Origin of the sequence: Cobetia marina (genome assembly GCF_001720485.1) — a bacterium.
GTDB lineage: Bacteria > Pseudomonadota > Gammaproteobacteria > Pseudomonadales > Halomonadaceae > Cobetia > Cobetia marina.
Genome location: NZ_CP017114.1, coordinates 3,680,912 through 3,706,537, shown reverse-complemented (window position 1 = coordinate 3,706,537; position 25,626 = coordinate 3,680,912). Strand labels below are relative to the sequence as shown.

Genomic DNA, 25,626 nt, shown 5'->3' with positions numbered 1-25,626 from the left:
AAGCCCTCTCGGAATCAGGAAAACCACAGCCCGGTCGGCAGCGAGATTTCCAGCACGGCGGTGAACAGCACGTAGCTTGCGCCGGCCATCAGCACCCCGGTCACGCAGGCAGCGCGCCAGCGGGCACCGAACAGGCGGGCGATGGCGGTGATGGCGGCGACGGCCGTGATGGGGTAGCCGAGGCGCACGAAGAAGAAGGCGAAGGCGATCAGGATCACCATCACCAGCCCCAGTTGCAGCATCACGCTGGCGGATGGCCAGTCACCTTCCGGGCCGGGGCGCAGGATCAGCACCAGCGAGAAGATGGCCATCAGGATCGAGAGGCCGATGGGAAAGGCCTTGGGGCCTACCGGGTCGTAGGCGAAGGGCACTTCGATATTCAGGGACTGGGCGACGATGAACGCCGCCAGTCCCATCAGGGCGAAGCCCAGGATGCGATCGGCGGCGAGTCTCATTTTGTCAGTCCCACTTCCTTGGCGAGGGTCTTGAAGTCGGCGACCTGGCCTTTCACGTAATCGTCAAAATCCGCGCCGAACTTCTGGATCGGGAACAGACCGCGGGCTTCACGGATCTCGGCGAATTCCGGCTTTTCGCTCAACTGCTTGAGGCGTTCGACCCAGGCGTCGTAGTCGGCATCGCTGACGTCCTTGCCCATGTAGTAACCACGCCAGATCGGCCAGGTCACGTCATAGCCCTGTTCGGCAGCCGTGGGAATCTCGGCGAAGGTGCCGTCCATGCGTTCTTCGGACAGCGCGGCCAGTACGCGAATCTTGCCGCTGGAAAGCTGGGACTTGAGCTCGGACAGATCACCGGTATAGACCTTGATGTGATTGCCCAGCAGTGCCGCCAGCGCTTCACCGCCGCCCTCGAAGGACACGTAACGCAGCTTGCGCGGCGAGACATCGATGGACTTGGCGATCAGCGCGGCCTTCATCCAGTCCTGGCTGCCGATGGTGCCGCCGGCGCCGAAGGGAATCTCGCTGGGATGTGCCTTGAGGTCCTGCATCAGTTCATCGAGGGTCTGCCACGGGGCGTCTGCATTGACGACCACCGCGCCATAGTCGACCCCCAGTGCGCCAACCCAGCGGACGTCATCGGCGCTGAACTTGCCGAACTTGCCCAGCGCCAGATTGACGGCGGCACCGGTGCTGGCGGCCACGACCAGATTGGGGTCATCACTGCGTACCCCGATGACGTGGTTGTAGGCGACCGCGCCGATACCGCCCGGCATGTAGGTGACCATCATCGGCGAGTCGATGATGCCGGTTTCCAGCAGGCCATTGGCGGCCAGGCGGCAGGTGAGGTCGTAGCCACCGCCGGGCTTGGCCGGGGCGATGCATTCGCTCTTGTCGGCCGCGGCGGCGGGCATGGCGACCAGGCTTGCCGCGGCCAGCGCGAGCGGCGCTGCCATGGCGGCGGCGAGGCGCAACGGCGTGATGTCGCGAAGGGAAGAGGGCAGGCGTCGGGACTGGCGCATGGTGTGCTCCTGATGGCTGTTGTTTTTGTCTTCACAGCGCCTTTTGCTTTATGTTCATGGCGACAGGGTGGCGCTGTCTGATCGGTATATCGCAGCGGTAGTTGCGATACCGGCATGGTAGGAGCGCGACCTTTCATCAACCTGTCACTTTCCCTTCCCCTTACTGAGACTTTGGATGCATGCGCCTGCTCGTCGTCGAGGATGATCCCCTCATTTCCCGCACCCTGCAGCGCAGTCTGTCGACGCTGGGCTATGCCATCGATGTCTTCGATACTCTGGCACCTGCACGGGACGCGGCGCGCCAGGGCGGCTTTGATCTGATCCTGCTCGATCTCGGCCTGCCGGATGGGCAGGGCATGGACCTGCTGTCGGAGTTGCGTCAGCGCAATGACCTGACGCCGGTGCTGATCATCACGGCGCGGGATGGGGTGGACGACCGGGTGCGTGGACTGGATCTTGGTGCCGATGATTACCTGGCCAAGCCGTTCTCGCTGGTGGAGATGGAAGCCCGTGTGCGGGCCTTGCTGCGGCGCAGTCAGGGACGCAGTGACAACACGCTTCGCTTCGGTCCGCTTGCCATGTCGACCCGCAGCGGCACTTTCACGCTGGTGGGCGCGACGCTGGATCTGCCACCACGGGAGCGTCTGCTGCTGGAAAGCCTGATGCTGCATGCCGGCAAGGTGGTGTCGCGGGAGGTGATCGAAGGCAAGGTATTCGGCTATGGCGAGGTGGGCTCGAATGCGTTGGAGGTCTACATCAGTCGGCTGCGCAAGCGCCTGGCAGGCAGTGAGATACAGATCCGTACCCTGCGTGGGCTGGGCTATCGTCTCGAGATGACAGACGCTGGATGATCATCCACGGCAAGCTGCGCAATCGCCTGCTGGGGTGGATGCTGAGCATGATGCTCATCGTCGGCGGGCTCGTGTTGATCGATGCCTGGGTCACCAGTCAGCGCTCGGCCCAGCGCGCCTTCGACAATCAGCTCGAGGATGCGCTGCTGGCCATGTCAGAAGCCATCCAGTGGCAGGATGACAAGCCGCGCATCATGATGCCGCCGGCTGCCCTCAAGATTCTCTCCACACGACATCAGGAACGTGTCTTCTACCGCCTGCTGGATGATCAGGGGCGGGTACTGGCCAGCAACCTCGAGATCCCGCTAACCCCGCAGATGCTGCGCGAGGCTGGAGAAAGGGATGTCTGGCAGGACATCCGTTATCAGGGCGTCACGTGGCGGCTGCACGCGCGCAGCGTGCGTTCCGCAGGCTGGGAGCGGCAATTTCGTGTGCAGCTCTGGGTCGGACATACCACCGAAGGGCGCCGGCAGCTGGCGCGCGAGCTGATGATTCGGGCCACGGGCCGCATGCTCATCATGGGGGTGCTGGCGGTGGTGATGATCCTGATCACGCTGAGGCTGGCGCTGACACCGCTCAAGCGTCTGCGGCATCAGTTGCGTCGGCGTCAGCCGCAGGATGCCACGCCGCTGGTGGGCAACATGCCGGAAGAGATGCGCGAGCTGGTCGAGACGCTGGAGCAGCTTTTCCACCGCCAGGGAGAATCCCGCGATGCGTTGCTGCGTTTTACCGCCGATGCCAGCCACCAGCTGCGCACGCCGCTGGCGGGAGTGCAGAATCTGGCGGAGTTCGCGCTGACGAGCTCATCACCTGACGAATGGCGCGCAGCGCTCGGGGATATCCACGCCAGCGCTGCACGCACCAGTCGCCTGGCGGGGCAGTTGTTGAACCTGACGCGGCTGCGTCACCTGGCATTGCCCACCGAGCAGGATGCGCTGGACCTCGGTGAACTGCTTCGCGGCGTGGTGCTGGAGTGGGTCGATCACGATCTCGCGCGCCAGCATGACCTGGGGCTGGCCGAACTGCCTGCACAGCCGGTCTGCGTGATTGGCGAGTCGTGGGCGCTGCGCGAACTGATCGGCAATCTGATCGAGAATGCGTTGCGCTACACCCCGCCCGGCAGCGAGGTCACCCTGCGCCTTGCCGCCCATGACGATAGCGTGCTGCTCAGCATCGAGGACAACGGCCCCGGTGTGCCGAAGGAGATGCTGGAGCGACTCTGTCAGCCCTTCGAGCGCGCAGGGCGTCAGGACACCGACGGTTCGGGTCTTGGGCTGGCGATCGTCGAGACGATCGCCCTGCGCCATCAGGCTGACTTGCAGGTCACCAATCGCGATGTGGGAGGGCTGTGCATTCGCATCCGCTTTCCAAGGTGGCCGTCATGAACCTCATGTCTGACAGGCTGAGCGCCACCCCAGGGGCCCGTCGAGTCACGAGTTGCCTGGTGCTGGCCCTGTGGGCAGGTCTCGCCATCCTTCTGGCTGCCAGGCCAGTCATGGCGGCACAGGACCGCCTGGTCATTGAAGCGGCAATGGATCGCCAGGTCGCGGCGCCCTTGCTGGCGGCCTTCGCGCGCCAGTATCCCGCCTTCGAGATCGTCTATCACGATCGCACGACGATGACGCTCAATGCACTGGCCGTTCAGGACGATGCGGGGGCCGATATCATCATCAGCTCGGCGATGCCCTGGCAGGTGGCGCTGGTCAATCAAGGACTGGCCCAGCGACTGGACAGCGAGGCTGCAAGGCAATGGCCCGAGTGGGCCAAGTGGCGCGATGAAATCTTCGCCTTCACCTTCGAGCCCATCGTGATGGCCTACCGGCTGGATCTCGCGACCAGAATGATGCCGCCATCCTCGCATGCCGACGTACTGAACCTGCTGACGGAGCATGCCGAGACACTGACGGGGCGAGTCGTGGCCTATTCGCCCTCGAAGAGCGCACTGGGATACGCGCTCCATCTTCAGGATTCCTACTATTCAGGACGCTTCTGGAAACTGGTCGCGGCGCTCGGACAGGTCGACACCACTCTCGAGACCAGCACGCAGCGCATGCTGGAAGGCCTGAGCGACGGCCGCTACTGGCTGGGGTACAACCTGCTGGGGTCCTACGCCATCCGCTGGGCACAGTCCCACCCTGAGGTCATCGTGCAGATGCCCACTGACTATGCGCTGATCTCCATGCGCACCGCCTTCATCCACCGCGATGCTCCGCATCCGGAGGCTGCGCGAACCTTCATGGACTTCCTCATCGGACGGCAAGGGCAGCATGTGCTGGCGGGCGAGACACCGCTCTACAGCATCCGCACGGATATCACCGGCCCCTACACCGCCCAGTCGCTGCGGGATCAGGTCGGCCAGCGGCTCTACCCGCAGCCTCTGGACGCCTCGATTCTGAGCATGCTGGACACGGCGCGTCGTCACGATTTTCTCGACCGCTGGTTCGATGCCTACTCCGGCGGTACGCCGACCCCCTGACGCAAGCGTATCCGCCGGCGCATCCCGCCGCAGGCCACGTCGTACGGGGCTCTAGTTGACCAGATGGTTAATGTCAGGGGGGGACGAAATCGCGAGATTGATAGCCTGCGACGTTTGTCTCGAGTGGGGCGAATGGGTTATCATGGGTGATTACCTCGCAGCAACCGCTAGAACCGTAGTCATGGTGCCCGTCCATCGGGCCCTGCACTGCGGCTTTCGCGCATCCCTCATAAACTGCTACTGGGCGTTCGACATGCTACGTATAGCGCAAGAAGCTCTGACGTTTGATGACGTTCTTCTCGTCCCCGGCTACTCCGAGGTCCTCCCCAAGGACGTCAGCCTGAGATCACGTCTCACACGCGACATCAGCGTCAATATCCCGCTCATCTCCTCTGCGATGGATACCGTCACCGAAGCTCGCCTGGCCATCGCCATGGCGCAGGAAGGTGGTGTCGGCATCATCCACAAGAGCATGAGCATTGCCCAGCAGGCCGCGGAAGTCCGCAAGGTCAAGAAGCACGAGAGCGTCATCGTGCGTGACCCGGTCACTGTCAGCCCGAAGGCCAAGATCCAGGATCTGCTGGCGATGTCCGAGGAGCATGGCTACTCCGGCTTCCCGGTGGTCGAGGGTGAATACCTGGTCGGCATCGTGACCGGTCGCGACATGCGCTTCCAGCCTGACTTCAGCGATACCGTCGCCGGCATCATGACCGGCCGCGACAAGCTGGTCACCGTGCTGGAAGGCACGCCGCTGGAACAGATCAAGGCCAAGCTGCAGGAAAGCCGCATCGAGAAGATGCCGATCGTCGATGACGAATTCCGCCTGCGCGGTCTCGTCACCGTTCGCGACATCGAGAAGGTCAAGACCTACCCGAACGCCGCGAAGGACAGCAACGGCAGCCTGCTGGTCGGCGCCGCCGTCGGCACCGGCCCGGAAACCCCGGACCGCGTCGCGGCTCTCGCCGAAGCCGGCGTTGACGTCATCGTCGTCGACACCGCTCACGGTCACTCCAAGGGCGTGATCGACCGCGTCGCCTGGGTGAAGGAGCATCATCCGAAGATTCAGGTCATCGGTGGCAACATCGCGACCGCCGAAGCCGCCATCGCCCTGGCAGAAGCCGGCGCGGACGGCGTCAAGGTCGGCATCGGCCCGGGTTCCATCTGCACCACGCGCATCGTCGCCGGTGTCGGCGTGCCGCAGATGAGCGCCGTCGCCAACGTCGCGGCCGCCATGGCCAAGTACGACGTGCCGGTCATCGCCGATGGCGGTATCCGCTTCTCCGGTGACATCGCCAAGGCCATCGCCGCAGGCGCCAGCATCGTCATGATCGGCGGTCTGCTCGCCGGTACCGAGGAAGCGCCGGGTGAAGTCGAGCTGTTCCAGGGTCGTACCTACAAGGCGTATCGCGGCATGGGTTCCATGGGCGCCATGTCCCAGACCCAGGGTTCCAGCGATCGTTACTTCCAGGACAAGAACGCCGGCGTCGAGAAGCTGGTACCGGAAGGCATCGAAGGCCGCGTGCCCTACAAGGGCATGATGAGCGCCATCGTGCACCAGCTGATGGGCGGCCTGCGTGCCTCCATGGGCTACACCGGCAGCCAGACCATCGAAGAGATGCGCACCAAGCCGCAATTCGTGCAGATCACCGGTGCCGGCTTCGCCGAATCCCACGTCCACGACGTGCAGATCACCAAGGAAGCGCCCAACTATCGGCGCGACTGAGACATAGCGAAGCGCGATGCAAAGCGGGAGCCCTACACGGGTTCCCGCTTTGCTTAGGTCGAAGAAACTTCTGGTCTCGGCTATTCTCGGCGCCAGATTGTGTCGACCCCGCGCTCCCTCGCAGCTCCGAAGCGGGTCACATGACTCCCCAATGAGAGACTGAAGATGCAAGACATCCATTCCCACAAGATCCTGATCCTCGATTTCGGCTCCCAGTACACTCAGCTGATCGCACGTCGCGTGCGTGAGCTGGGCGTGTTCTCCGAGGTGCGTGCCTTTGACATCACCGAGGAAGAGATCCGCGAGTACAACCCCAACGGCATCATCCTGGCCGGTGGCCCGGAATCCGTGACCGAGCTGGACTCGCCGCGTGCGCCGCAGTGCGTGTTCGAGATGGGTCTGCCGGTGTTCGGCATCTGCTACGGCATGCAGACCATGGCCGAGCAGCTCGGCGGCAAGGTCGAAGGCTCCAACGTGCGCGAATTCGGCTATGCCCAGATTCGTGTCGATGGTGAGTCCGCGCTGTTCAAGGACATCAAGGACCACCTGGACGACGAAGGCCGTCCGCTGCTCGACGTCTGGATGAGCCACGGTGACAAGGTCGCGAAGGTCCCGGAGACCTTCACCGTCACCGCCTCCACCCCGAGCTGCCCGATCGCCGCCATGGCGTGGGAAGAGAAGCAGTTCTACGGCGTGCAGTTCCACCCGGAAGTCACCCACACCCTGCAGGGCCAGCGCATCCTCGAGCACTTCGTGATCGAGATCTGCCAGTCCGAGCGCCTGTGGACCCCGGCCAAGATCATCGAAGACCTGACCGATCGCGTTCGCGCCCAGGTCGGTGACCGCAAGGTGCTGCTCGGCCTCTCCGGCGGCGTCGACTCCTCCGTGGTCGCGGCGCTGCTGCACAAGGCCATCGGTGACCAGCTGACTTGCGTCTTCGTCGACAACGGCCTGCTGCGCAAGAACGAAGGCGACCAGGTCATGGAAACCTTCTCGCGCCACATGGGCGTCAAGGTCATCCGTGTAGACGCCGAAGACCTCTTCCTCGGCAAGCTCAAGGGTGTCAGTGACCCGGAAGCCAAGCGCAAGGCCATCGGCAACACCTTCATCGAAGTGTTCGATGCCGAAGCCGCCAAGCTCAAGGACGTCGACTTCCTCGCCCAGGGCACCATCTACCCGGACGTGATCGAATCCGCTGCCAGCAAGACCGGCAAGTCCCACGTCATCAAGTCCCACCACAATGTCGGCGGCCTGCCGGACGACATGAAGATGGAACTGGTCGAGCCGCTGCGCGAACTGTTCAAGGACGAAGTCCGCAAGGTCGGCCTCGAACTCGGCCTGCCGTACGACATGGTCTACCGTCACCCCTTCCCGGGGCCGGGTCTGGGCGTGCGTATCCTCGGTGAAGTGAAGAAGGAATACGCGGATATCCTGCGTGAAGCCGACGCCATCTTCATCGAAGAACTGCACAACTTCGACTGGTACCACAAGACCAGCCAGGCGTTCGCTGTCTTCCTGCCGGTCAAGTCCGTCGGCGTCGTCGGCGATGGCCGTCGTTACGAGTGGGTCATCGGTATCCGTGCCGTCGAGACCGTCGACTTCATGACGGCCCGCTGGGCGCACCTGCCGTATGAGCTGCTGGAGAAGGTCTCCAACCGCATCATCAACGAGCTGGAGCACGTCTCGCGCGTCACCTATGACGTCAGCAGCAAGCCGCCGGCCACCATCGAGTGGGAATGATCGCCTGACGATCCCCCCTCGCTGAGCTGACGTAGCGCTCTGTCGAGACGGTCTCTAGAACCGATCGAGACGAGAACGCAGCAAGCAAAAAGCCCTTCTGGCCATTGGCCGGAAGGGCTTTTTTTGTGGGTTGTGCATTACACATATTTATAGAAGAAACAGAATTATGCAGTGGAGGTCGAATTTCTGAAAAATTGACTGTCATCGTACATGTTAATACTATTAGGGTATTGATATATTTTATATATAGCTACTTTTCACCTATTATCTACGCTACTGTCAATAGCTATCCAAGAGGAAATATATATTAGAATTAAAGGATGATTTAATGTGGCGGGACATGAATATGTGTTTTGTATTCTTCCTGATATGAGTTGTTGCTTTGGTTTTATTTGTATAAATGATTGATAATGACATTTAGTAGAGGGGCAGTGATTTGGCAAATAAAAAGATTTGGGCTTATGCGATTAATGATTCCGGAGATTACATTAAAGGCGATAAGCACCCATTGAAGATATTTTATATATGGGAGTCGTTGAAGCTTCGTGATGAAAAAATTCATGAATTCAATAAGATTAAATTTATGAGTACGCAAAAAGACCGTAATAATCGATCGCAGGTAATACCTGTGCAAAAAGGATTTTATAGATATAAGTCGAAATCAAATAATAGTATTGATGAAAATAAAAACGATGGTGATTCAATATCACACACTATTGCTATACAAGTCTTATCTGAGATGGATAGGATTAACTTTAAGTGTGGTGGTAAGGCATATGAAATAGAAGTTTCTGAAATCCGTCAAGATGATTTAAAGATACAATTAACTAATAGAGGTAAATTTAAATACTACTATCCTGATCTTATTTGTTTCTTCAAAAAACCCGAAGCTCTCGCGCTAAAATGGGGTGGGAAAATTGCTATAGAGGTTAATCATACACATCCATGTGAGCCCGAAAAAATCCAAGATTTTAAAAGCCACTGTATACCTATAATTGAAGTAAATATTTCCAGCATGTCTATAGAGAAAAAGATTAATACCCCTCCCCATACTCCCGAGGATTATGAAAAATACTACGATTATCTAGTGCATGTTTTCGGGAAGCAAGTTTTCGGTAAAATTCTTTCTGATCCTGTGTCTTCTGAATATCATTTTAAAGAAGAGAAACTTTGGTTGGATAAATTAAGACTCATAAAAGACGAACTTATAAATAAAGATAAAGTAATTGCAGAGTCGCATTCTAGAGAAGTCTTTAAGTCAAAGGAGGTGGCTGAATTAAGTTCTCTGATTACAGAACAAAAAAGACTGCTATCAAATAAAAATGAATCTATATCACGAATAAAAGATTGTATATATTCTAAAGATAAAGAAATTAATGAGTTGAATTTAATTATTTTAGAATATAAGAAGACTTTGTCTGAAAAAGAAAGAATAATCTCTGAGGCAGAATCTAAAAAAGGGGTTTTTTATCATATTTCTAATTTTTTTGGAAAGAAGGGCTGATTGTGTCTTGTTTTGATAAGTTTCTGTTGACATAGCACGAATGCTCTTCAAAGCATAGTTGAAGCTTGTCTTTGAAGAGTAATGACTCCGTGTAGAGGATCCTCTGTGTGAGTTTCGTAGTGATAGGTATGATTGGTGTGATACTAGTTTCTTATTGTTTAATTTGTTTTGGTCAGCATATTCCAATTAACTCACTCCTGCCTGGCTTTCTGCAGGTTCAGCCGGACGCCGTGGGCGGAGTGGAAGAAGCCGAAACCGGCCAGTGGCCGGGTGGCACCGTCGGGAGTCTGCCAGTAGACATCGGCGCGGTGGTTGCGGACTTCGTGCATCACGGCGTCGTATTTCAGCAGCAGGGAGTCCGGTTCGGGCTTTTCGGTCTTGACGTTCCATTCGGTGATGACCAGCACGTAGTCACCGAGCTGTGGTTGATAGGTCGATTCGAGATGCGCTTCGGTGAGCGTCATCGGTAGCGTGTCGCCATCCTCGGAGAGTGCGAGGTGGTGACTGAGGTAGTCGCCGATTTGATCCACCAGTGGCTTCGGCAGGGGCTGGCCTGGTGTCTGCTCACCAAGGGCTGCCAGTGCCGGCGCGGCGATCAGCAGGTCTTCGCGCGGGAACTGGAGCGTGAGGTGCAGCGTGTGCTGCGGTTGCTGCTCGAATGTAAGCACGCTGCCGGGCAGGGCGTGGGCGTGAGCCGTCTCGATGAGGCCGCCTCCCGCCCCGCTGGCCCCATGGCCGAGGGAGATCACGGCAAGGGGGAGCAGGGCGGTGCGCCAGGAAACGCGCCGGCTCATTCGGTCTGGCCGCCGTAGTCGTCGGTGCGGTCCCGCCATACCGAGTGCGGATGGTTGCCGACCTTGTCGGTGGACTTGTTCGACTGCAACGAGAATTCGATCCACAGCGAGGGGCCGTGGATACGCACGTAATCGTTCTCGGCGCTGACCTGCGGCGTGCCGGAGAAGCCGAGGTAGGTGTCCGGAAGTTCTGCGGTGTACTTCGCCATGTAGGCCTTGGCCTCCGGCGCGGAGATGTCGTCCACGTAGGTCTCGATGGCGGTGAGCAGCAGCGCTTGCTGGTCATCATCCAGCTTGGAGACGGGAATGCCTTCATAGCTCTCGGGGATGGCATCGTCGGCCTGGGGGCCAGCGAGGATGTCACGGTAGGTGCCTTCCAGTGTCGCTTCGGCCTTTTGATCCTCGGAAAGCGAGCTGAGCAGGGTGGCGAAGGCATCGCGTTCCTGGGTCAGCGGCTCGTTCACGCGCCCGTTCATCTCGAAATACGGGAAGGGTTCCACGCCACGGAAGGAGGGCGTGGCACCGGCCAGCTTGCCATCGGTGTAGGTGTTGGCGAAGGCCATGTGGTGGCCGCCGTAGTACAGCTCCCAGGTACCGCTCTCACCCGGCGTGCCGAGGAAGGCGAACTTGGTGTTGTAGGAGGAGTAACCGGCCTTGTAGTCGGTGCTGACGGTGTTGATGTAGTCATCGGCGTTGAGCGTCTGAATCATCTCGTCGAAGCCTTCATCCGGCGCGTGGCCGGTGGCTTCCAGCATGATGGCCTTGACGAGGCCGCGCTGCTTGATGTTTAGCTCGCCCAACAGCACGCCGGGACGTTTCGGGAAGGCGCCAGCGGGCAGGTTGCTCCAGTTCTCGGCCTCTGCGAGGGAGTAGTCATGCTGCAGGTTCTTGAGGATGTCATCGTCGGAGATATCGGCCTTGAGCAGATCGATCAGGCACAGCATGCGCTCATAACCTGGCGTGTCGCCGCACTCGGCGGCGCTCTCGGGGATAGGCACGCTCTGCATCAGGGTGCTGGTATCGCCCATCCGCGCGCGCAGCGCCTCGCTCAAGGCCTGGTCTTCCGCTGACATCGGCGGCGGGCCATCGTGATCGGGCGGCGGCCCGTCGTGCCCTTGTTGTGCGAGGACGGGGAAGGACAGGAGCGCGGCCAGCGCGGCTCCTCCGGTCACTGCGAGACGTCGGGACATCGATGGGCCTATTTTCCGGGGACAGGAAGAAAACCTTAGCCCGCCTGACGTCGAGCAGGAAGCCTTCGCCAGATGAATTCTTTGTGCACATGCCGTGGGCTGTGCGTCGGCTGGCGACGACAGCCACTGGCTATCTCGCGCCTCACGCCAGCGTCAGATCACCGTCGTATTCGAAGCACCTTTCCTCGCCGCTGACGGGATCAATGAACTCGAATCCCTTGGAGAGCAGCTGCAAGGGGCGCGCGTAGTCATCCGGCGAGAGCGGTTGCAGCTCGGGGTAGTAGCGGTCATTCAGGATCGGCCAGCCCAGTGACTGCATGTGCACCCGCAGTTGATGGCGACGCCCGGTGATGGGGTGCAGCTCGAACAGCGCCCGACTACCGCGTTGCGCGACACAGCGGATCAACGAGTGGCTGTTGGGCTCGCCTTCGGAGACCTGAAAGCGGAAGCGTTGCTCGGCCTGTTCAAGGCGGTTCTTCACCTCCCACTGCTGGCCCACCAGGGTCTCCTCGCTGTGTGTCTCGGCAATGGCCTGATAGGTCTTGTGGATATTCCGCGACTTGAACAGCTCATGATAGCGGTGACGCGATTCGGGATTCAGCGAGCACAGCACCAGCCCGGCGGTGGCCCTGTCCAGGCGATGCACCGCCTGCAGCGCCTCTATTCCGGTACTGTCGCGCAGGCGCTGCTGCAGGCACTCGTTCACGTACAGGCCGCCGGGCGTCACCGGCAGAAAATGCGGCTTGTAGGCCACCAGGATGTGCTCATCCTGATGGAGAATCCGCTCCGCGAAGGGGATGCTCGGCTCACGCACCACCTCACGGTAATAGAAGACGCGCAGATGTGGCTGGTAGGGCGTCTGCGGGGTGATCAATGCGCCATCCTCGCGATGCACCTTGCCGGTGGCCATGCGCTCGCGCCAGGTGGCCTCATCGATGGCCGGAAACTTCTGCAGCAGATATTCCAGTACCGTCGCCACGCCGGGGTTGATCTGCGGCAGGCTCAGCTTGGAGGGGCGGGCGGAAATGGACATGGAAGGCATCACGGTGGCGAGAAGAAAGGGCGAGCGTGGGGCGAGCAAGCCTCACCCTCATGGCGATGGCCCAGTGTAACCGAGCGACGCATGGCTGTCGGGGCAGATGGCCTTGCGAGAGGTTGGCGCGGGAGTGGAGCGATGCGTGCGAGAGGCTTGCCGAGGCGACCAGCGCGGCCTGTGTGTGGCTGCGGATATGCGGGTTATCTTTAGAAGAAAATAGCCAAATAACCCTTGTCGTCTTACGCTGAAAGCCACGCATGACGAGGCTTTCATCCCCACCCCCCACGACTGGAGCGAAGACGCGATGCAAGATGCCAACAGCCACCTGCCGATTGCCATCATCGGGGCAGGCCCGATAGGGCTGAGCGCTGCGGTCAATCTGCTGGCTTCGGGCCTGGAGCCCATCATCTTCGAATCAGGCGAGCAGGTCGGGGAGCATCTGGCCCGCTGGGGGCATGTGCGCATGTTCTCGCCGTGGTCCTACAACGTGGACCCCGTGGCAGCCGGATGGCTCACGTCCACCGGCTGGCAGGCGCCACGAGCGGATGCCTTCCCCACCGGCGCGGAGCTGCTCGCCGACTACCTCCAGCCGCTGGCCGCGCTGCCGGAGATCGCCTCCCGCCTGTATACCGCGACACGGGTCACGCATGTCAGTCGCCTGCAGCATGATGTGCTGCGCTCCAATGGGCGAGAGGAGGCACCCTTCGTGCTGCGTGTCTCGGGGCCGGATGGCGAGCGCGACGTGCTGGCACGGGCGGTGATCGATGCCTCCGGTACCTTCCAGTGCCCCAATGGCATCGGGGCGCATGGCATTCCTGCACTGGGGGAACTCGCGGCGGCAGAGCGGATCTCCTACGGCGTGCCGGATATCACCGGCAAGGCGCGGGATGACTATGCCGGCAAGACGGTGCTGGTGGTCGGGGGCGGGCATTCGGCCTTCAACGCGCTGCAGGATCTGGTCAGCCTGGCCGAGCAGAACCCGGACACACTCATCCTGTGGGGCGTGCGCTCCGCCACGCTGGACAACGTCATCCGCTCCCCAAAGGACGATGAGCTGCAGGAGCGCCGGGCACTGGAAGTGCGTATCCAGCAATGGCTGGAAGACGGCAGATTCGAGGTGGTGACCAATCTCGCCATCGAGGCGATTCATCCACAGGAAGAGCAGGGTGCTCGCCTCGTGGTGGAAAGCGGTGGCCAGCGCCTGCCGGCGGTGGACCGCATCATCGCCGCCACCGGCTTCCGCCCGGATCTCGCGCTGCTCTCGGAGTTGCGTGTCTCGCTCGACCCCGCCACCCAGAGCCCGGCGCGCCTCGCGCCGCTGATCGATCCCAACCAGCACAGCTGTGGCTCCGTGCCGGAACACGGCGCCGCCGAACTGACCCACGCGGAACCCGGCCTCTATATCCTCGGCATCAAGAGCTACGGTCGCGCACCCACCTTCCTGATGCGCACCGGCTACCGCCAGGTGAAATCCGTCGTCGCCGCACTGCTGGACCCCGACGCCGTCACCCTCGCCCCGGTGTGTGGCGCCACCCGCAGCGCTGCCAATCAGGCATCACGCCAGTGTGAGCCAAGCTGTGGGTAAAGGCTGACAACAAAACAAGCCGTGGCAGAGTAGCCACGGCTTTTGAAAAACTGTCATATCTATAGTTCTGCTGCGTTTTGGTTAGATAACTACTTGCCCCATCGCGATGACCTGCATGTCCTCATCGCGATGCTTGCCCGCGGCCATGCGCTCGCGCCAACGTGACTCGGCAATCGTCGGGAACTTGAGCAGCAGATACTCCAGCACCGTCGTCACACCGGGATTGGCCTGAGGCAGGCTCAGCTTTGAGGGGCGGGCGGGAATGGACATGGAAGGCATCACGGAGGCGAGAAGAAAGGGCTATTGTACAGATTGTTGGCGAAGTAGCTGAGTCTAACCTTCAATGACCTTCTCTCAGTTACCTCCTAGTTTATACCTGCCATTGAAAATTAAACCTGCTGAGATTGATTTTTGGATAATAAGCTAAGTTGTTAATATAGAAGCAGTAATTCAGTTAACATCCCGAAATCTTGATTTCCTTAGGCTTATCGCTAGCTTATTAACGTTGAGAAGTAAAGGAGATTCGAGAGAATTGGTCAGATTTGATTAAATTAATAGCTAAGTGCTCTGCGATCATTTGAGTCGTCTATAAATACGATGAGGGTATTAATGATTAAAGTTGAATCCTCGTTAGTTGTTTTCTTTTATGGTCTTTATCAATAGTGACTTTGGAGAGTAATCAAATGGTTGCTAAGAATAAACTAGGCGATACAGTTGCATTGGTGTTAGATGAAGGAGCATCACGCCCTAGATTGCATAAGCTAATAATAAAAAATTTCAGATCTATTGGAAGTAATGAAGTTGAGATTGAGCTTGATGATATAGTTGTCCTCGTAGGTCCAAATAATGTGGGTAAAAGCAGTATATTGCGTGCTTATGAAACAGTTATGTCCCACGGTTCTAAAGAAGGGAGGTTAACTATTGAAGATTTTCCTAATGGACAGGTTAATGCTGATGCACTTCCTACTATTGAGTTGCATACTATAGTTTTTAATGACGCCCCAGGTAGTAGGTGGATTGAAAGAACTGCTGAGAATGAGTGGCTGATTCGTGAGAAATGGACTTGGGATAATCCTAATAAAGATCCAAAAAGACAAGGTTATGATGTTATAAAAAATAGTTGGGACGATCAAGTGCCATGGGGGGCGCCAAATGTTGCTAACTCTAGAAGGCCATGGCCGCACAGGATAGATGCTTTTGCTACACCAGATAAGCAAGCTACAGAAATAACTAAGCTTATTGCTGGTCTTTTAAAAGAGAAGTTATCAAGTATACGAACAGATCCTGAGCAAGAGTTTTCTGATTATGAGATCGTACTTGAGAATATAAAAGATCTTCAAGTAAAGGTTGTAGAAGCTACTAATGACGAAATTGAGGTTATAGAAGGAAAGGTTTCAAGCTACCTTAGCCAACTATTTCCTAATCATAAAATAAAATTTGATGCAAATCCTGAAGCAGATCTGGATAAGGCTTATCAACCATTTAAAACTAATACTAACTTGTTGATGGGGCCAGAAGGTGGCTATTTCTCTTCCATAGAGCATCAAGGGAGCGGGGCTAGAAAAACTCTGCTTTGGGCAATTTTAAAATATTTATCTGAATCACAAGATAAAAAAGGCTCGCGGCCTCACGTTTTACTACTTGATGAGCCAGAAATTTGTCTGCACCCCTCGGCAATACGTGAAGCGAGGCGGGTACTATATGAGCTTCCAGAAAGTGGTAACTGGCAAGTAATGATTACTTCTCACTCACCTTTGTTTATTGATTTGTCGAAAGACAATACTACAATAATTAGAGTTTTTAGGGATGATCGTAGTGATGTAAAAAGCACTACATTGTATCGTCCTGAAAGAGCTAGTTTAGATGAAGATGATAAGAGAAATTTGAAACTAATGAATATATGTGACCCTTATGTTCATGAGTTTTTCTTTGGTGGTCGTCAAGTGATTGTTGAGGGAGACACAGAATATACTGCATTTTCGATAATTAAAGAGATGTATCCAGATGAATATAGTGATGTGCAAATTATAAGAGCTAGAGGTAAGGGGATTATTCCATCTGTAGCTAAGGTTTTGAATCAGTTTTCTAAATCTTTCTTTATACTTCATGATTCGGATAAAAAGTTAACTAACAGTGGGGCAAATAATCCAGCATGGGGAATGAATAGGACTATAGGTGATTTGCTAGAAAATAACGAAAATGTCAATCTTGTTGCTTGTAAAACTTGTTTCGAAACAGCTATATTTAATAAAGAGGTTAAAAGCGATAAGCCTTACAATGCTTTAGTTAGAATAAATAGTGATCCGGAAGCTAGAAGTCGTGTAAAGTCATTGTTGGACTACTTGGTGGGTGCAGAAAATGCAGTATTACCACACAACTGTATCCATTGGAATAGTTTAGATCAGCTAGAATAGATCACATCTCTTAAGATGGTTGTCCAGCTTGGCTATTCGATAGGTTTAGGGTTTATATATGTATGAATTGATTTTTATTATTTCGTGGAGTTTAGAATATAATCTTTAAGCTTTAAAAAAGCCCTCCCGGCATCGCCGGGAGGGCTTTTTCTTGCGTCTTACGGACTACGTTCACCGATGGATGATCTGCGGGTTTCTACTGAGATCATCGTCTTACATCGGGTGTTGCTCTTCTTCGTAGAGCTCGGCCTTGGCGTCGCGGAGGACATCTTCGCAGGCGCTGTGGTTGGCCAGTTGCAGCATCAGATTCTGGCTGAGGGCGAAGCCCTTGCCCAGACAGGTGTCGACCTCTTCGCGACTGAGCGCCGGGGTGACATTGCAGTCAATCTTCATCGTACGACTACCGCCATCAAAGCGGTCGGCGAGGGCGCGCAGGCGCCAGGCAAGCCGTGTTTTCCAGCGGGCGGTGGGGTCGGGGCCTTCCGTCACGTCGAGCGTGCAGCGCCATTCAGGTTTGTAGACCTTCATGTGAACCTCCTCGGCTGGTCGTTTCAATGATCGATCGTGATGTTCTGCTCCGCTTGCTGTGCTTGATGTCTTGCGTTGTTTCTCGTACCGGAAGTCCGTTCCAGACGTGCTCCTGGTCGTCGTGCGCGTGCATCTGCCACGAGGGCGGCGGCGAGACATGGACTGTCGTCAACCGGGCCCGTCACTTCACCATACGAGTTTTGGGCCCGGGTTACATCAGTTCGAGTGTAAACGTTGGTTATCCTCATGTGTTTTCAGCAGGCATTCCAGTGCCAGATGCAGCCAGTCAAAGGTGTCACGCGGGGCTACCGCTGGCGAATCATCAGGGCTGAGGGCTCTGGTGTGCTCGCCCAGCAGCTCCGTAAGCGTCTCGATCTGCATGGCGTGATGTAATGCGAATGTCTCAAGCTCCCCACTGGTAGACCAGATCTCCTGCATCACGGTCGGCACGGCGCTCATGGCGCAGGCGGCGTCCAGTATCTCGCCGCGTTCACGCTCGGCCTGTATGCGCGCGGCATGCTCCAGCAGCCTTGCGCAGGGCGGGAAAGCGTGCCTGGGCAATCGCGGGCGGCAGGTGGGAGGGAGATGTGCACGGCGGGTGGGCAGAAGCGTCGCGGGGTGCCTGCCAGCGGCGCAGCGGTGCGCCGGATGTCGGCGTGTCTGGTTGAGAGGCCATGTGGATAACTCCAGTGTGCAAGCGCCAGTGCTACAGGTGTCTTGAGGATGGACAGGCATTCAAGCGTTGTCAGTCGCGGCAGGAGAGCAGAGATGAGGCGGCATCACCGCTGACGCAGCAGTGACTTGCGCCGAAGAGCGCAATCGCGTGATGGACTGCCAAGTGGTTTATTTCGCGAGAAAAAAGTCGATCTGGATGCAACCAGACCTCAATGGTGTGCGTACACAGGAAGACGTGCCCGGCACGAGGCGGCGCTGACTGCCTGACAGGCCCATTTCCTCTGGAGAGAATTGACATGACGAAGTACGCCGATCGAATCCGCATTTCCCTGCTGCTGCTGCGCCTCGGGGTCTTCCTCGTGATGACAATGTGGACGTTGGACAAGTTCTTCAATCCCGGTCACGCCGCGGCCATCTTCGAGAAGTTCTATTCCATCGGCGGTGTCGGCGAAGGCATCGTCATCGTGATCGCCGCCATCGAGATGGTGCTGTTGCTGATGTTCCTGGCAGGCGTGAAGAAGACCCTCACCTATGGGCTGGTGCTGGTGCTGCATGCCGGCTCCACGCTGTCTGCCTTCAATCAGTATCTCGCGCCGTGGGAGCACCTGCTGTTCTTCGCCGCCTGGCCGATGCTGGCCGCCTGTGTGGCGTTGTTCCTGCTGCGGGAAATCGATACCTGCTTCACCCTCGGCGGCAAGCAGGCACGTCTCGCGCAAGCACAGACCCAGGCCGGCTGAATCGCGGGTTCGTGAATGCGCTCGCCTGAGGGCAGTTGCGCGCAGGCGATTCGTGAGTCACTCGTTGCCCGTGCGCTGACAGCAAGCGCCAGTAGCCAAAAGGCCCGGTCATGCGATGCATGGCCGGGCCTTTCATGTGCTTTCAGCAGGGTGTCGTGTGTGTCTTTCGCCTAGTGTGTCAGAGTGTCATTTCTCGTTATTGTTATCTTTGTGATAATCATGATGACGTTGTGGAGGTTGGCAGCGTCTTGTTGGCGTATTCATAACGACGCCAGATCATTACGTAAGATATGATGCAAGGCGTGGCATGAGCCCTCATGCCTTGTCAATGCATGCCTTGTCGATGAATGTCAGGCGATGCAGGTCAGGCGATGCTGGAGCGCAGTGGCGAGGACAGAGTCTCGCTCAGCGTGTTCAGCGCCGTGGTCAGCTCGCGTTCGGCCTCCTTCACGCGTTGTGCGCCAGAGGATGGCGCTGCCTGCTCGGCCAGCTGGGTGGCGGCGGACAGCGGGTCCGTCACCGGTGCTGCCACATGCTGCGTTTCCAGGCGTGCGAGGATGGTCTCCAGCGCTGGCAGGCTTGCGTTGTTGTGGAATTGCCAGACGCCGTAGATGCGGCCATCGAAGGCGGCTTCACTCCCCAGGGTGGGGTCTGCCGCCAGTCCGGCGCCGAGTCCGAACAGGTAGAGGCCCTCAAGGAGGTTGCCTGAGAGGTCTCGGGGATTGCCGGTGGCATCGGAATCCAGTCCGCCCTTCACCTGGCTGAGCGGCAGCGGCTGACGCGTCGCATCCAGCAGGCGCGGCAGAATCGGCTGATAGCCGTTGCACTGCACCACTACCGGCGCGTCGGCCAGTGCTTCGCTGGCCGCGAGCAGGCGTTGCTGAGGGCCGGGGCCGGTCTGGATGAGCCTGACCTGCATGTCGCAGTCTGCTATCCGACCGCTGGAAAGCACTTGCTGGCCGATGCTCAGGGCACGGTAGCGCAGCCCGCCGGAGCGATTGATGCGTCCGCTGATGGGGCAGACATCGCGCTCGGCATCATAGGAATAGCCCGCGGCCTTGGCCTCTTCGGCGTTCTCGAAGAACAGCCGGACAGGCGAGCGGTGGAGCAGGGTGATCTCGTCGATGCGCGTCTTGTGGAATGCGCTGGCGAGCAGATCCAGCATCGAGAAGGCGCTGTGGGAGCCACCCACCACGCAGACACGCCCACCACGCCGCAGGCGCGGCAGCAAGAGGCTGCGCAGCTGACCTTCCGGCATGCGCAGCAGTTCATCACCGCTGTAGATGCGCGCACGCGGTGACAGGGACAGTCCCTGGCGCGAGAGGTCCTGGGTCAGGTGTTCCGGGCATTGATAGCCGCCGAGATTGAGCACCAGGTTGGAGGTGCGAATCCGTGTCGGACGAGACGCGTGTTCCGGCGTGTGAGTCAGCGTCAGCAGATTGTCATCCTCGATGCGCTCAACCTCATCGAGACTCGTGCCGCACCACAGCTCCACGCCGGCAAGGCGGGTGGCGTGTTCCAGCACCAGCCGGGACGCCGCTTCCAGCAGGGTGCCCACTTCACTGAGCGCCGGGGCGGTTAAGGCCTGGGCGCGGATGTTCTCCAGGCACGGATCGCCTTCCAGCGGAGCGAAGACTTCCGCGAGGGCCGGGTCTCTCAGGCAATCGAGAAAGACATCCCCCACCGAGTTGGCCGTGATGCGATATTCGCCCAGCCGTCCGGCCCCCAGGGGCGCATCCCGATGAATGCCTCCGGCATCCAGTATCAGCAGACCATGGCGTGCGAGTTGCGCCAGTTTTCCGGTTTTCAAGGCATTGAATAGAAACCCCATGCCCGCTGGGCCAACACCGGCCACGACACATCCGTAGGCGGTGATTCGTGAAATATCCTTCATCAGGTTCTGCTCCCTTTGTGGTTCGCTGCGTCCTGAAACTGTCTTGATGACGGGGTGTTTCTCCTGACCAGTGGAGCCCCTGTTCCTCAAGAAGATCGTGGCCATTCAGCGCCAGTCTGTGCTGGCTCGTGAAGGCGTCATTGGCGTCGTCGGCCCTGGCCCACGCGGAGGGTATGAGCGTGTTCGGGCTGTCATGCCTTCATGAAAAGGCATTGATATTTCTCATTGATATCAATTTAATCAACAAGATAGCGGAGTAATGGGCGTGATGATGCGGTGATGCTCTCATGACGGGACATGGGTGTTGCACAGATGATGCAGACGATGATCAGTGACGAGACTCGATGCCGGTGCGTCCCTTTTTCGTTGAGGTCCGCACCCTTGATGCAACGCTTGAGGCATGGCGATAGGTATCGATGACAATCAATTCTCACACGCGCACGATCACTCGTGGCGTGGCGCAAGACGTGGGAAATGACAGGAACGTCAACGGGTATTCTGGTGAATCGGACAGGATTAATAAATGACCTGAATCAGGATTGAAAACGGCTGATGACGAAAATCATTCATTGCCATTAATGCGATATCGTTTGCCTCATGCGAGGGGATTATCGACTGGTGCGAGGAAGGGACTGACAACCAGCAGTCGATCAGCTGTCGTGTCGTTGGAAAGGATGGCAAACGTGAACGCGGCCGGCGCGCTGGCAGGAACCGGCAGATATGTGAATTCGCAGATGGAGGCGTGCAGGCGAGCGAGCGCTGGCTCTGTTATGCTCTGCGCCCGCACGCATGCCTGTTCGGCTCGTGCCTGTTCATCGACTGAAGGAATGTCCTCGTGACTGACGCCACCGCCACCCCTGCCTTTGCCTCTCTGGCGCTGGCGCCCGAGCTGCTCACCAATCTGGAGACGCTCGACTATCACACCATGACGCCGATTCAGGCGCAGAGCCTGCCGCCGATGCTGGAAGGGCGCGATGTCATCGCCCAGGGCCAGACGGGCTCCGGCAAGACCGCCGCCTTCGGCCTTGGCCTGTTGTCGCGCCTCAAGGTCTCGCGCTTTCGTGTCCAGTCGCTGGTGCTGTGCCCCACGCGTGAGCTGGCCGATCAGGTCGCCGGCGAGATTCGCCGTCTGGCGCGCGGCCTGCATAACGTCAAGGTGCTGACGCTGTGTGGCGGTGCACCCTTCGGCCCGCAGCTGGGCTCGCTGGAACACGGCGCGCATATCATCGTCGGCACGCCGGGCCGTGTGGACGAGCACCTGCGCAAGGGCAGCCTGAGCCTTGCCGAGCTCAATACTCTGGTGCTGGACGAGGCCGACCGCATGCTCGACATGGGCTTCGCCGAGGTGCTGGAAGCCATCATCGCCGAGACCCCGGAAGCGCGTCAGACGCTGCTGTTCAGCGCGACCTTCGCCGATGGCGTGCGCCCGATCGCCGAGCGCATCCTGCGGGAGCCGGTCAGCATCGAGGTCGCCTCCACCCACGATGACAGCAGCATCCGTCAGCTGTTTCATCGGGTAGCGGATGAAGAGGCGCGTTTCGAGGCGCTGCGTATCCTGCTGCTCAAGTATCGTCCTGACACCAGCGTGGTGTTCTGCAACACCAAGCGCGAGGCACAGGAGGTCAGCGATGCCCTCAATGAGCACGGTTTCAGTGCCATGGCCCTGCACGGTGATCTGGAGCAGCGCGAGCGTGATCAGACGCTGGTGATGTTCGCCAACAAGAGCACCTCGATTCTGGTGGCCACGGACGTCGCGGCACGCGGGCTGGATATCGACGCGCTGGATGCGGTCTTCAATTACCAGATCGCCCGGGACCTCGATGCCCACGTCCACCGTGTCGGGCGTACCGGTCGCGCGGGCAGCTCCGGTATCGCCTGTACGCTGTATACCGAGAAGGAAGACTATCGCCTGGCCAAGCTGGGAGATTTCCTCGAGCAGACGCTGGAAGCCGAGCCGCTGCCGGCGAAGAGCATGCTGACCCGTGAACCCTTCCGCGCGCGCATGGCGACGCTGCAGATCGATGGCGGCAAGAAGGACAAGCTGCGTCCCGGCGACATCCTCGGTGCCCTGACGGGCGATGGCGGCCTGCCGGGCAGCCAGATCGGCAAGATCAAGGTACTGGCCCGCACCACCTACGTGGCGGTGGAGCGCGATGTCGCCAAGGCCGCGCTGACCCAGTTGATGAACGGCAAGCTCAAGGGCCGTTCCTTCCGCGCGCGTCGCCTCAAGAGCTGACAGGGGCGCCCGCCTGATGGCGTGGAAATCAGCAGAGGAGTGACATGGCAGGTCCCACGTCTCTCATCTGGATCACGACCTTGTCATCACGTCATTCGATGCCCGCCACTTCGGCGGGCATCGTGCTTTTTGAGCAGTAGATTGACTCTCGCGGGCCATGACGGCGGTGGCTAAGCTTGGGGGTGACGGCCCTGATCGACAGGGCGCTGAACCGGTAACTCGTGATGACTGACAACCCCGCCGATAATCTTCGCATCCGTGAAGAACGTCTCATCGATCATGAGCGCATCTACCGCATCCATGAATCCGTGTTTGCCGGCCACCGGGAGGCTCGCCTGGGCGACAGACTGCGTCGCAGTGATCTGGCGCAGATCTCGCTGGTGGCCGAGCGCTTCTCTGACCCGGAAAGCGGGCGTCACCTCAGTGAAGGCGAAGGAGGGCTGCTGGGGCATGTGATGGCCTCGCGCGTGGAACTCTCCGGCTGTCCGGGGCGCGTGCTGATGGCATTGGCGCCTCTGGCGGTGTTGCCCCAGCACCAGCGTCATGGCATCGGCAAGCGGCTGGTGATCTCGGCGGTCAAGCGTTGTCGTCTGCTGGGAGCGGGCGCCGTGGTGGCGGCGGGTCATGCCGAGTTCTATGCACATCTGGGCTTTCATCCGGCGCGCCATTACGGCCTTTATTGCCATCACGAGGATGTGCCTGGCGCCTTCGTGGCCATCGAGCTGGTGCCGGACTATCTGGCGGGGCTGGGAGGCGAGGTGCTCTTCGACCATGGTTTCTCTGACCTGGGCCTCTGACCTGGGCCTCTGGCTCGAGCGCAGATTCGCGCTCTGAGCCGGGCTCCTCGAAGGGGCTTGCCCTGTGGTGTGCCTCGTCACTCGATCATCCCCTTGCAACTCGGCGTTGCGCCACCCTTGAAACCGCGCGACACCCGCTCCATGTCCTGTGTATCCCCGCGCTGTTGTCTGTACTGGTGTGCAGGCCGGGGCGTTATCCCGACCGATGATTCAAGGAGAGACATCATGAAGCTCAAGACTCTGGGTAGTTCGCTGATGATTGCCATGCTGGGTCTCGGTGGCCTGTCACTCGCCGGTTGCGAGGACGAGGGCCCGATGGAGAAGGCTGGCGAGAAGATGGACAACGCCGTGGAAGACGCCGGTGACAGCGTCGAGAACGCCACCGACAGCTGATGGCTGGCCGTGACTCGCTCGCGAGCACGGCGAACCGCAAGGTGTGAATGCACAAAGGCCCCGCCTCTCAAGAGGCGGGGCCTTTGCATGTCAGGGCTCCGTGTATCAGGGCTCCGTATATCAGGGCTGCATGTGTCAGAGGTTTGAGAAAGTCTCAGGAAGAGACAGGCTCAGACAGACACGGGCTGCTGGTCGCTCTGCTGCTTGCGTTCCGCGACGGCGGCTTCATAGGCGCGGCCTTCCTCGGCCTCGGTGGCGGCGCTGAAGCGCACCAGCAGGGCGAACAGCGAGATCACGATCACGCCCATGCCCAGATACATCAGGCCTTCCTGGTAGGTCAGTTCTTCACTGCGGAACAGGAAACCCGCGGCGACAGCCCCCGCGTTGCCGCCCGCGCCGACGATACCGGCCACCGCGCCCAGTGCCTTGCGATTGACGAAGGGCACGATCCCGAAGGTGGCGCCTTCCGCCATCTGCACGAACAGGCTGAACACCAGCATGATGCCGATGGCCACCGCGAGGGTTTCCATCTGGGCGAAGCCGACCAGCGCCACGCCTTCACACAGCAGCGCGATGAACAGCCAGCGCACGCGACCCTTGAGGCCGGACTGACGGGCGAACAGGTCGGAGAAGACGCCGCCCAGGGTGCGCGCGAACAGGTTCATCAGGCCGAACAGGCCCGCGATGAGGCCGGCGGTGGCGAGATCGAGGTCGAAGTGATCGAAGAAGTAGATGGCGGCGACGTTGTTGATGGTCAGCTCGACCCCGAAGCAGGCGCCGTAGACGAGGAACAGGGCCCAGACACGGATGTCGCGAGCCGCCGCGCCGAAGGTGGCGCGCATGCTGTATTCCTTCTCGGCTTTCGGCAGCTCCCCACGCTCACGCAGCTCGCTGAAGTTGCCGTCCGGCGCATCCTGGGTGAAGAAGTAGTAGGCGATCCCGGTGAGGAACAGCACGATGCCCGGCACGACCATCGCCAGACGCCAGCCCAGGGTCTGCTCGACGCCCAGCATCAGCAGGCCGGCCATCACCAGCGGCATCAGCATCTGGGTGGTGCCGCCGCCCAGGTTGCCCCAGCCGGCGGTGGTGGCATTGGCGGTGCCGACCACGTTGGGGCCGAACATCACGGAGGTATGGTACTGGGTGATGACGAAGGACGCGCCGATGGCACCGATGGCCAGACGGGCGAGGAAGAAGGATTCGAAGCTGTCGGCGAAGCCGATGCACATCACCGGCAGAGAGCCGAGGCACAGCAGCCAGGTGTAGGCCTTGCGTGGCCCGATGCGATCACACAGCACGCCGATGGCAAGTCGCACGATCACCGTGATGGCGACGGAGGCGATGATGGTGTTGCCGATCTGGGTCTTGGTCAGGCCGAGGTCATCGCGCACCACGGCCATCAAGGGCGCGATGCCGAACCAGCCGAAGAAGCAGACGTGGAAGGCGAACCACGACATGTGGAAGGCGCGCATCTGCGGGGTATTGAAGCTGAACAGCCGGATACGGCTGGCCTTGTTGCGAATATCCATGAGTGGGCTCCTGGTACAGCGTCGGTGCCGGACGCCAGGGTCTCGGC

The 25,626-nt window shown here is 59.0% G+C and carries 22 protein-coding genes; 12 read left to right on the top strand and 10 right to left on the bottom strand.

Annotation, left to right across the window (positions count from 1 at the left end; genetic code table 11):
- Positions 1–14: 14 nt before the first annotated feature.
- Both BFX80_RS15530 and BFX80_RS15525 read right to left on the bottom strand, forming a co-directional pair.
- Positions 15–455, bottom strand: a complete 441-nt coding sequence (locus BFX80_RS15530) for a tripartite tricarboxylate transporter TctB family protein (RefSeq protein WP_084209370.1) — start codon at positions 453–455, stop codon at positions 15–17.
- Positions 452–1,477 (bottom strand): Bug family tripartite tricarboxylate transporter substrate binding protein, encoded by a 1,026-nt coding sequence (locus BFX80_RS15525; RefSeq protein WP_084209369.1) that lies wholly within the window; start codon positions 1,475–1,477, stop codon positions 452–454. Before BFX80_RS15525 ends, BFX80_RS15530 begins: the two co-directional genes overlap by 4 nt.
- Before the next feature lie 179 nt (positions 1,478–1,656).
- On the opposite strand from BFX80_RS15525, the gene BFX80_RS15520 reads away from it, so the two are divergent.
- The 6 genes from BFX80_RS15520 (at position 1,657) to BFX80_RS17895 (ending at position 9,771) form a co-directional block, all read left to right on the top strand.
- Entirely contained in the window at positions 1,657–2,328 is a 672-nt protein-coding gene (locus tag BFX80_RS15520; RefSeq protein ID WP_077378999.1) for a response regulator, read from the top strand.
- Positions 2,325–3,713 carry a sensor histidine kinase gene (locus BFX80_RS15515; protein WP_084209368.1) on the top strand — a complete coding sequence of 463 codons (1,389 nt, stop codon included), beginning with the start codon at positions 2,325–2,327 and terminating at the stop codon, positions 3,711–3,713. The genes BFX80_RS15520 and BFX80_RS15515 overlap by 4 nt, the downstream gene beginning before the upstream one ends.
- A 59-nt stretch (positions 3,714–3,772) precedes the next feature.
- A complete protein-coding gene (locus BFX80_RS15510) occupies positions 3,773–4,804 on the top strand; it encodes an ABC transporter substrate-binding protein (RefSeq protein WP_240499606.1) in 1,032 nt (343 codons plus the stop codon).
- A 253-nt stretch (positions 4,805–5,057) separates the two neighbouring features.
- Positions 5,058–6,527: an IMP dehydrogenase gene (guaB, locus tag BFX80_RS15505; RefSeq protein ID WP_077379374.1), complete on the top strand. Its 1,470-nt coding sequence runs from the start codon at positions 5,058–5,060 to the stop codon at positions 6,525–6,527.
- A gap of 165 nt (positions 6,528–6,692) precedes the next feature.
- Positions 6,693–8,267, top strand: a complete 1,575-nt coding sequence (guaA, locus tag BFX80_RS15500) for a glutamine-hydrolyzing GMP synthase (RefSeq protein WP_077379004.1) — start codon at positions 6,693–6,695, stop codon at positions 8,265–8,267.
- 436 nt (positions 8,268–8,703) lie between these two features.
- The gene (locus BFX80_RS17895) at positions 8,704–9,771 is read left to right on the top strand and encodes a hypothetical protein (protein WP_144726623.1); all 1,068 of its coding nucleotides are present in this window, start codon (positions 8,704–8,706) and stop codon (positions 9,769–9,771) included.
- Between the two features lie 191 nt (positions 9,772–9,962).
- Here BFX80_RS17895 and BFX80_RS15495 read toward each other — a convergent pair whose 3' ends face one another.
- The 3 genes from BFX80_RS15495 to BFX80_RS15485 form a co-directional block, all read right to left on the bottom strand.
- Positions 9,963–10,565, bottom strand: coding sequence for a hypothetical protein (locus BFX80_RS15495; protein ID WP_084209367.1), 603 nt, complete (start codon positions 10,563–10,565; stop codon positions 9,963–9,965).
- The gene (locus BFX80_RS15490; protein ID WP_205632715.1) at positions 10,562–11,755 is read right to left on the bottom strand and encodes a DUF3500 domain-containing protein; all 1,194 of its coding nucleotides are present in this window, start codon (positions 11,753–11,755) and stop codon (positions 10,562–10,564) included. The genes BFX80_RS15495 and BFX80_RS15490 overlap by 4 nt, the downstream gene beginning before the upstream one ends.
- 142 nt (positions 11,756–11,897) lie before the next feature.
- On the bottom strand, positions 11,898–12,788 hold the full coding sequence (locus BFX80_RS15485; protein ID WP_084209821.1) for a pseudouridine synthase: 891 nt from the start codon (positions 12,786–12,788) through the stop codon (positions 11,898–11,900).
- A gap of 307 nt (positions 12,789–13,095) precedes the next feature.
- Between BFX80_RS15485 and BFX80_RS15480 the strand changes: the two genes are divergently transcribed.
- Positions 13,096–14,376, top strand: coding sequence for an NAD(P)-binding domain-containing protein (locus BFX80_RS15480; protein WP_084209366.1), 1,281 nt, complete (start codon positions 13,096–13,098; stop codon positions 14,374–14,376).
- 81 nt (positions 14,377–14,457) lie between these two features.
- On the opposite strand, the gene BFX80_RS18030 is transcribed toward BFX80_RS15480, so the two are convergent.
- Positions 14,458–14,646: a hypothetical protein gene (locus tag BFX80_RS18030; protein ID WP_084209365.1), complete on the bottom strand. Its 189-nt coding sequence runs from the start codon at positions 14,644–14,646 to the stop codon at positions 14,458–14,460.
- A gap of 413 nt (positions 14,647–15,059) precedes the next feature.
- Between BFX80_RS18030 and BFX80_RS15470 the strand changes: the two genes are divergently transcribed.
- Positions 15,060–16,790: an ATP-dependent nuclease gene (locus BFX80_RS15470; RefSeq protein WP_084209364.1), complete on the top strand. Its 1,731-nt coding sequence runs from the start codon at positions 15,060–15,062 to the stop codon at positions 16,788–16,790.
- A 213-nt stretch (positions 16,791–17,003) separates the two neighbouring features.
- Here BFX80_RS15470 and BFX80_RS15465 read toward each other — a convergent pair whose 3' ends face one another.
- Both BFX80_RS15465 and BFX80_RS15460 read right to left on the bottom strand, forming a co-directional pair.
- A complete protein-coding gene (locus BFX80_RS15465) occupies positions 17,004–17,318 on the bottom strand; it encodes a hypothetical protein (RefSeq protein ID WP_077379015.1) in 315 nt (104 codons plus the stop codon).
- 216 nt (positions 17,319–17,534) lie between these two features.
- On the bottom strand, positions 17,535–17,777 hold the full coding sequence (locus BFX80_RS15460) for a hypothetical protein (protein ID WP_084209363.1): 243 nt from the start codon (positions 17,775–17,777) through the stop codon (positions 17,535–17,537).
- Between the two features lie 512 nt (positions 17,778–18,289).
- Between BFX80_RS15460 and BFX80_RS15455 the strand changes: the two genes are divergently transcribed.
- Positions 18,290–18,730: a hypothetical protein gene (locus BFX80_RS15455; RefSeq protein ID WP_077379019.1), complete on the top strand. Its 441-nt coding sequence runs from the start codon at positions 18,290–18,292 to the stop codon at positions 18,728–18,730.
- A gap of 364 nt (positions 18,731–19,094) precedes the next feature.
- On the opposite strand, the gene BFX80_RS15450 is transcribed toward BFX80_RS15455, so the two are convergent.
- Complete coding sequence (locus tag BFX80_RS15450) at positions 19,095–20,624, bottom strand: hypothetical protein (protein WP_205632714.1); 1,530 nt, start codon at positions 20,622–20,624, stop codon at positions 19,095–19,097.
- Between the two features lie 835 nt (positions 20,625–21,459).
- Here BFX80_RS15450 and dbpA point away from each other — a divergent pair.
- The 3 genes from dbpA to BFX80_RS17985 all read left to right on the top strand — a co-directional run bounded on the left by dbpA (position 21,460) and on the right by BFX80_RS17985 (position 24,050).
- Complete coding sequence (gene dbpA, locus BFX80_RS15445; RefSeq protein WP_084209362.1) at positions 21,460–22,860, top strand: ATP-dependent RNA helicase DbpA; 1,401 nt, start codon at positions 21,460–21,462, stop codon at positions 22,858–22,860.
- A 224-nt stretch (positions 22,861–23,084) separates the two neighbouring features.
- Positions 23,085–23,657, top strand: a complete 573-nt coding sequence (locus BFX80_RS15440; RefSeq protein WP_077379022.1) for a GNAT family N-acetyltransferase — start codon at positions 23,085–23,087, stop codon at positions 23,655–23,657.
- A gap of 225 nt (positions 23,658–23,882) precedes the next feature.
- A complete protein-coding gene (locus tag BFX80_RS17985; protein WP_164850377.1) occupies positions 23,883–24,050 on the top strand; it encodes a hypothetical protein in 168 nt (55 codons plus the stop codon).
- Positions 24,051–24,220: 170 nt separating this feature from the next.
- Here the strand turns inward: BFX80_RS17985 and BFX80_RS15435 are convergent, their stop codons facing one another.
- The gene (locus BFX80_RS15435) at positions 24,221–25,579 is read right to left on the bottom strand and encodes a NarK family nitrate/nitrite MFS transporter (RefSeq protein WP_077379024.1); all 1,359 of its coding nucleotides are present in this window, start codon (positions 25,577–25,579) and stop codon (positions 24,221–24,223) included.
- Positions 25,580–25,626 lie beyond the last annotated feature (47 nt).

What these genes read in the sequence shown, in the direction of transcription:
- BFX80_RS15520 (WP_077378999.1), top strand. Translation starts at nt 1,657, where the DNA reads ATGCGCCTGCTCGTCGTCGAGGATGATCCCCTCATTTCCCGCACCCTG.
- BFX80_RS15525 (WP_084209369.1), bottom strand. Translation starts at nt 1,477, where the DNA reads ATGCGCCAGTCCCGACGCCTGCCCTCTTCCCTTCGCGACATCACGCCG.
- BFX80_RS15455 (WP_077379019.1), top strand. Translation starts at nt 18,290, where the DNA reads ATGACGAAGTACGCCGATCGAATCCGCATTTCCCTGCTGCTGCTGCGC.
- BFX80_RS15480 (WP_084209366.1), top strand. Translation starts at nt 13,096, where the DNA reads ATGCAAGATGCCAACAGCCACCTGCCGATTGCCATCATCGGGGCAGGC.
- BFX80_RS15490 (WP_205632715.1), bottom strand. Translation starts at nt 11,755, where the DNA reads ATGTCCCGACGTCTCGCAGTGACCGGAGGAGCCGCGCTGGCCGCGCTC.
- guaA (WP_077379004.1), top strand. Translation starts at nt 6,693, where the DNA reads ATGCAAGACATCCATTCCCACAAGATCCTGATCCTCGATTTCGGCTCC.
- BFX80_RS15465 (WP_077379015.1), bottom strand. Translation starts at nt 17,318, where the DNA reads ATGAAGGTCTACAAACCTGAATGGCGCTGCACGCTCGACGTGACGGAA.
- BFX80_RS15435 (WP_077379024.1), bottom strand. Translation starts at nt 25,579, where the DNA reads ATGGATATTCGCAACAAGGCCAGCCGTATCCGGCTGTTCAGCTTCAAT.
- BFX80_RS15460 (WP_084209363.1), bottom strand. Translation starts at nt 17,777, where the DNA reads ATGAGCGCCGTGCCGACCGTGATGCAGGAGATCTGGTCTACCAGTGGG.
- BFX80_RS15530 (WP_084209370.1), bottom strand. Translation starts at nt 455, where the DNA reads ATGAGACTCGCCGCCGATCGCATCCTGGGCTTCGCCCTGATGGGACTG.
- BFX80_RS17985 (WP_164850377.1), top strand. Translation starts at nt 23,883, where the DNA reads ATGAAGCTCAAGACTCTGGGTAGTTCGCTGATGATTGCCATGCTGGGT.
- BFX80_RS15470 (WP_084209364.1), top strand. Translation starts at nt 15,060, where the DNA reads ATGGTTGCTAAGAATAAACTAGGCGATACAGTTGCATTGGTGTTAGAT.
- BFX80_RS15485 (WP_084209821.1), bottom strand. Translation starts at nt 12,788, where the DNA reads ATGTCCATTTCCGCCCGCCCCTCCAAGCTGAGCCTGCCGCAGATCAAC.
- BFX80_RS15440 (WP_077379022.1), top strand. Translation starts at nt 23,085, where the DNA reads ATGACTGACAACCCCGCCGATAATCTTCGCATCCGTGAAGAACGTCTC.
- guaB (WP_077379374.1), top strand. Translation starts at nt 5,058, where the DNA reads ATGCTACGTATAGCGCAAGAAGCTCTGACGTTTGATGACGTTCTTCTC.
- BFX80_RS15515 (WP_084209368.1), top strand. Translation starts at nt 2,325, where the DNA reads ATGATCATCCACGGCAAGCTGCGCAATCGCCTGCTGGGGTGGATGCTG.
- BFX80_RS15450 (WP_205632714.1), bottom strand. Translation starts at nt 20,624, where the DNA reads ATGAAGGATATTTCACGAATCACCGCCTACGGATGTGTCGTGGCCGGT.
- BFX80_RS18030 (WP_084209365.1), bottom strand. Translation starts at nt 14,646, where the DNA reads ATGTCCATTCCCGCCCGCCCCTCAAAGCTGAGCCTGCCTCAGGCCAAT.
- BFX80_RS15495 (WP_084209367.1), bottom strand. Translation starts at nt 10,565, where the DNA reads ATGAGCCGGCGCGTTTCCTGGCGCACCGCCCTGCTCCCCCTTGCCGTG.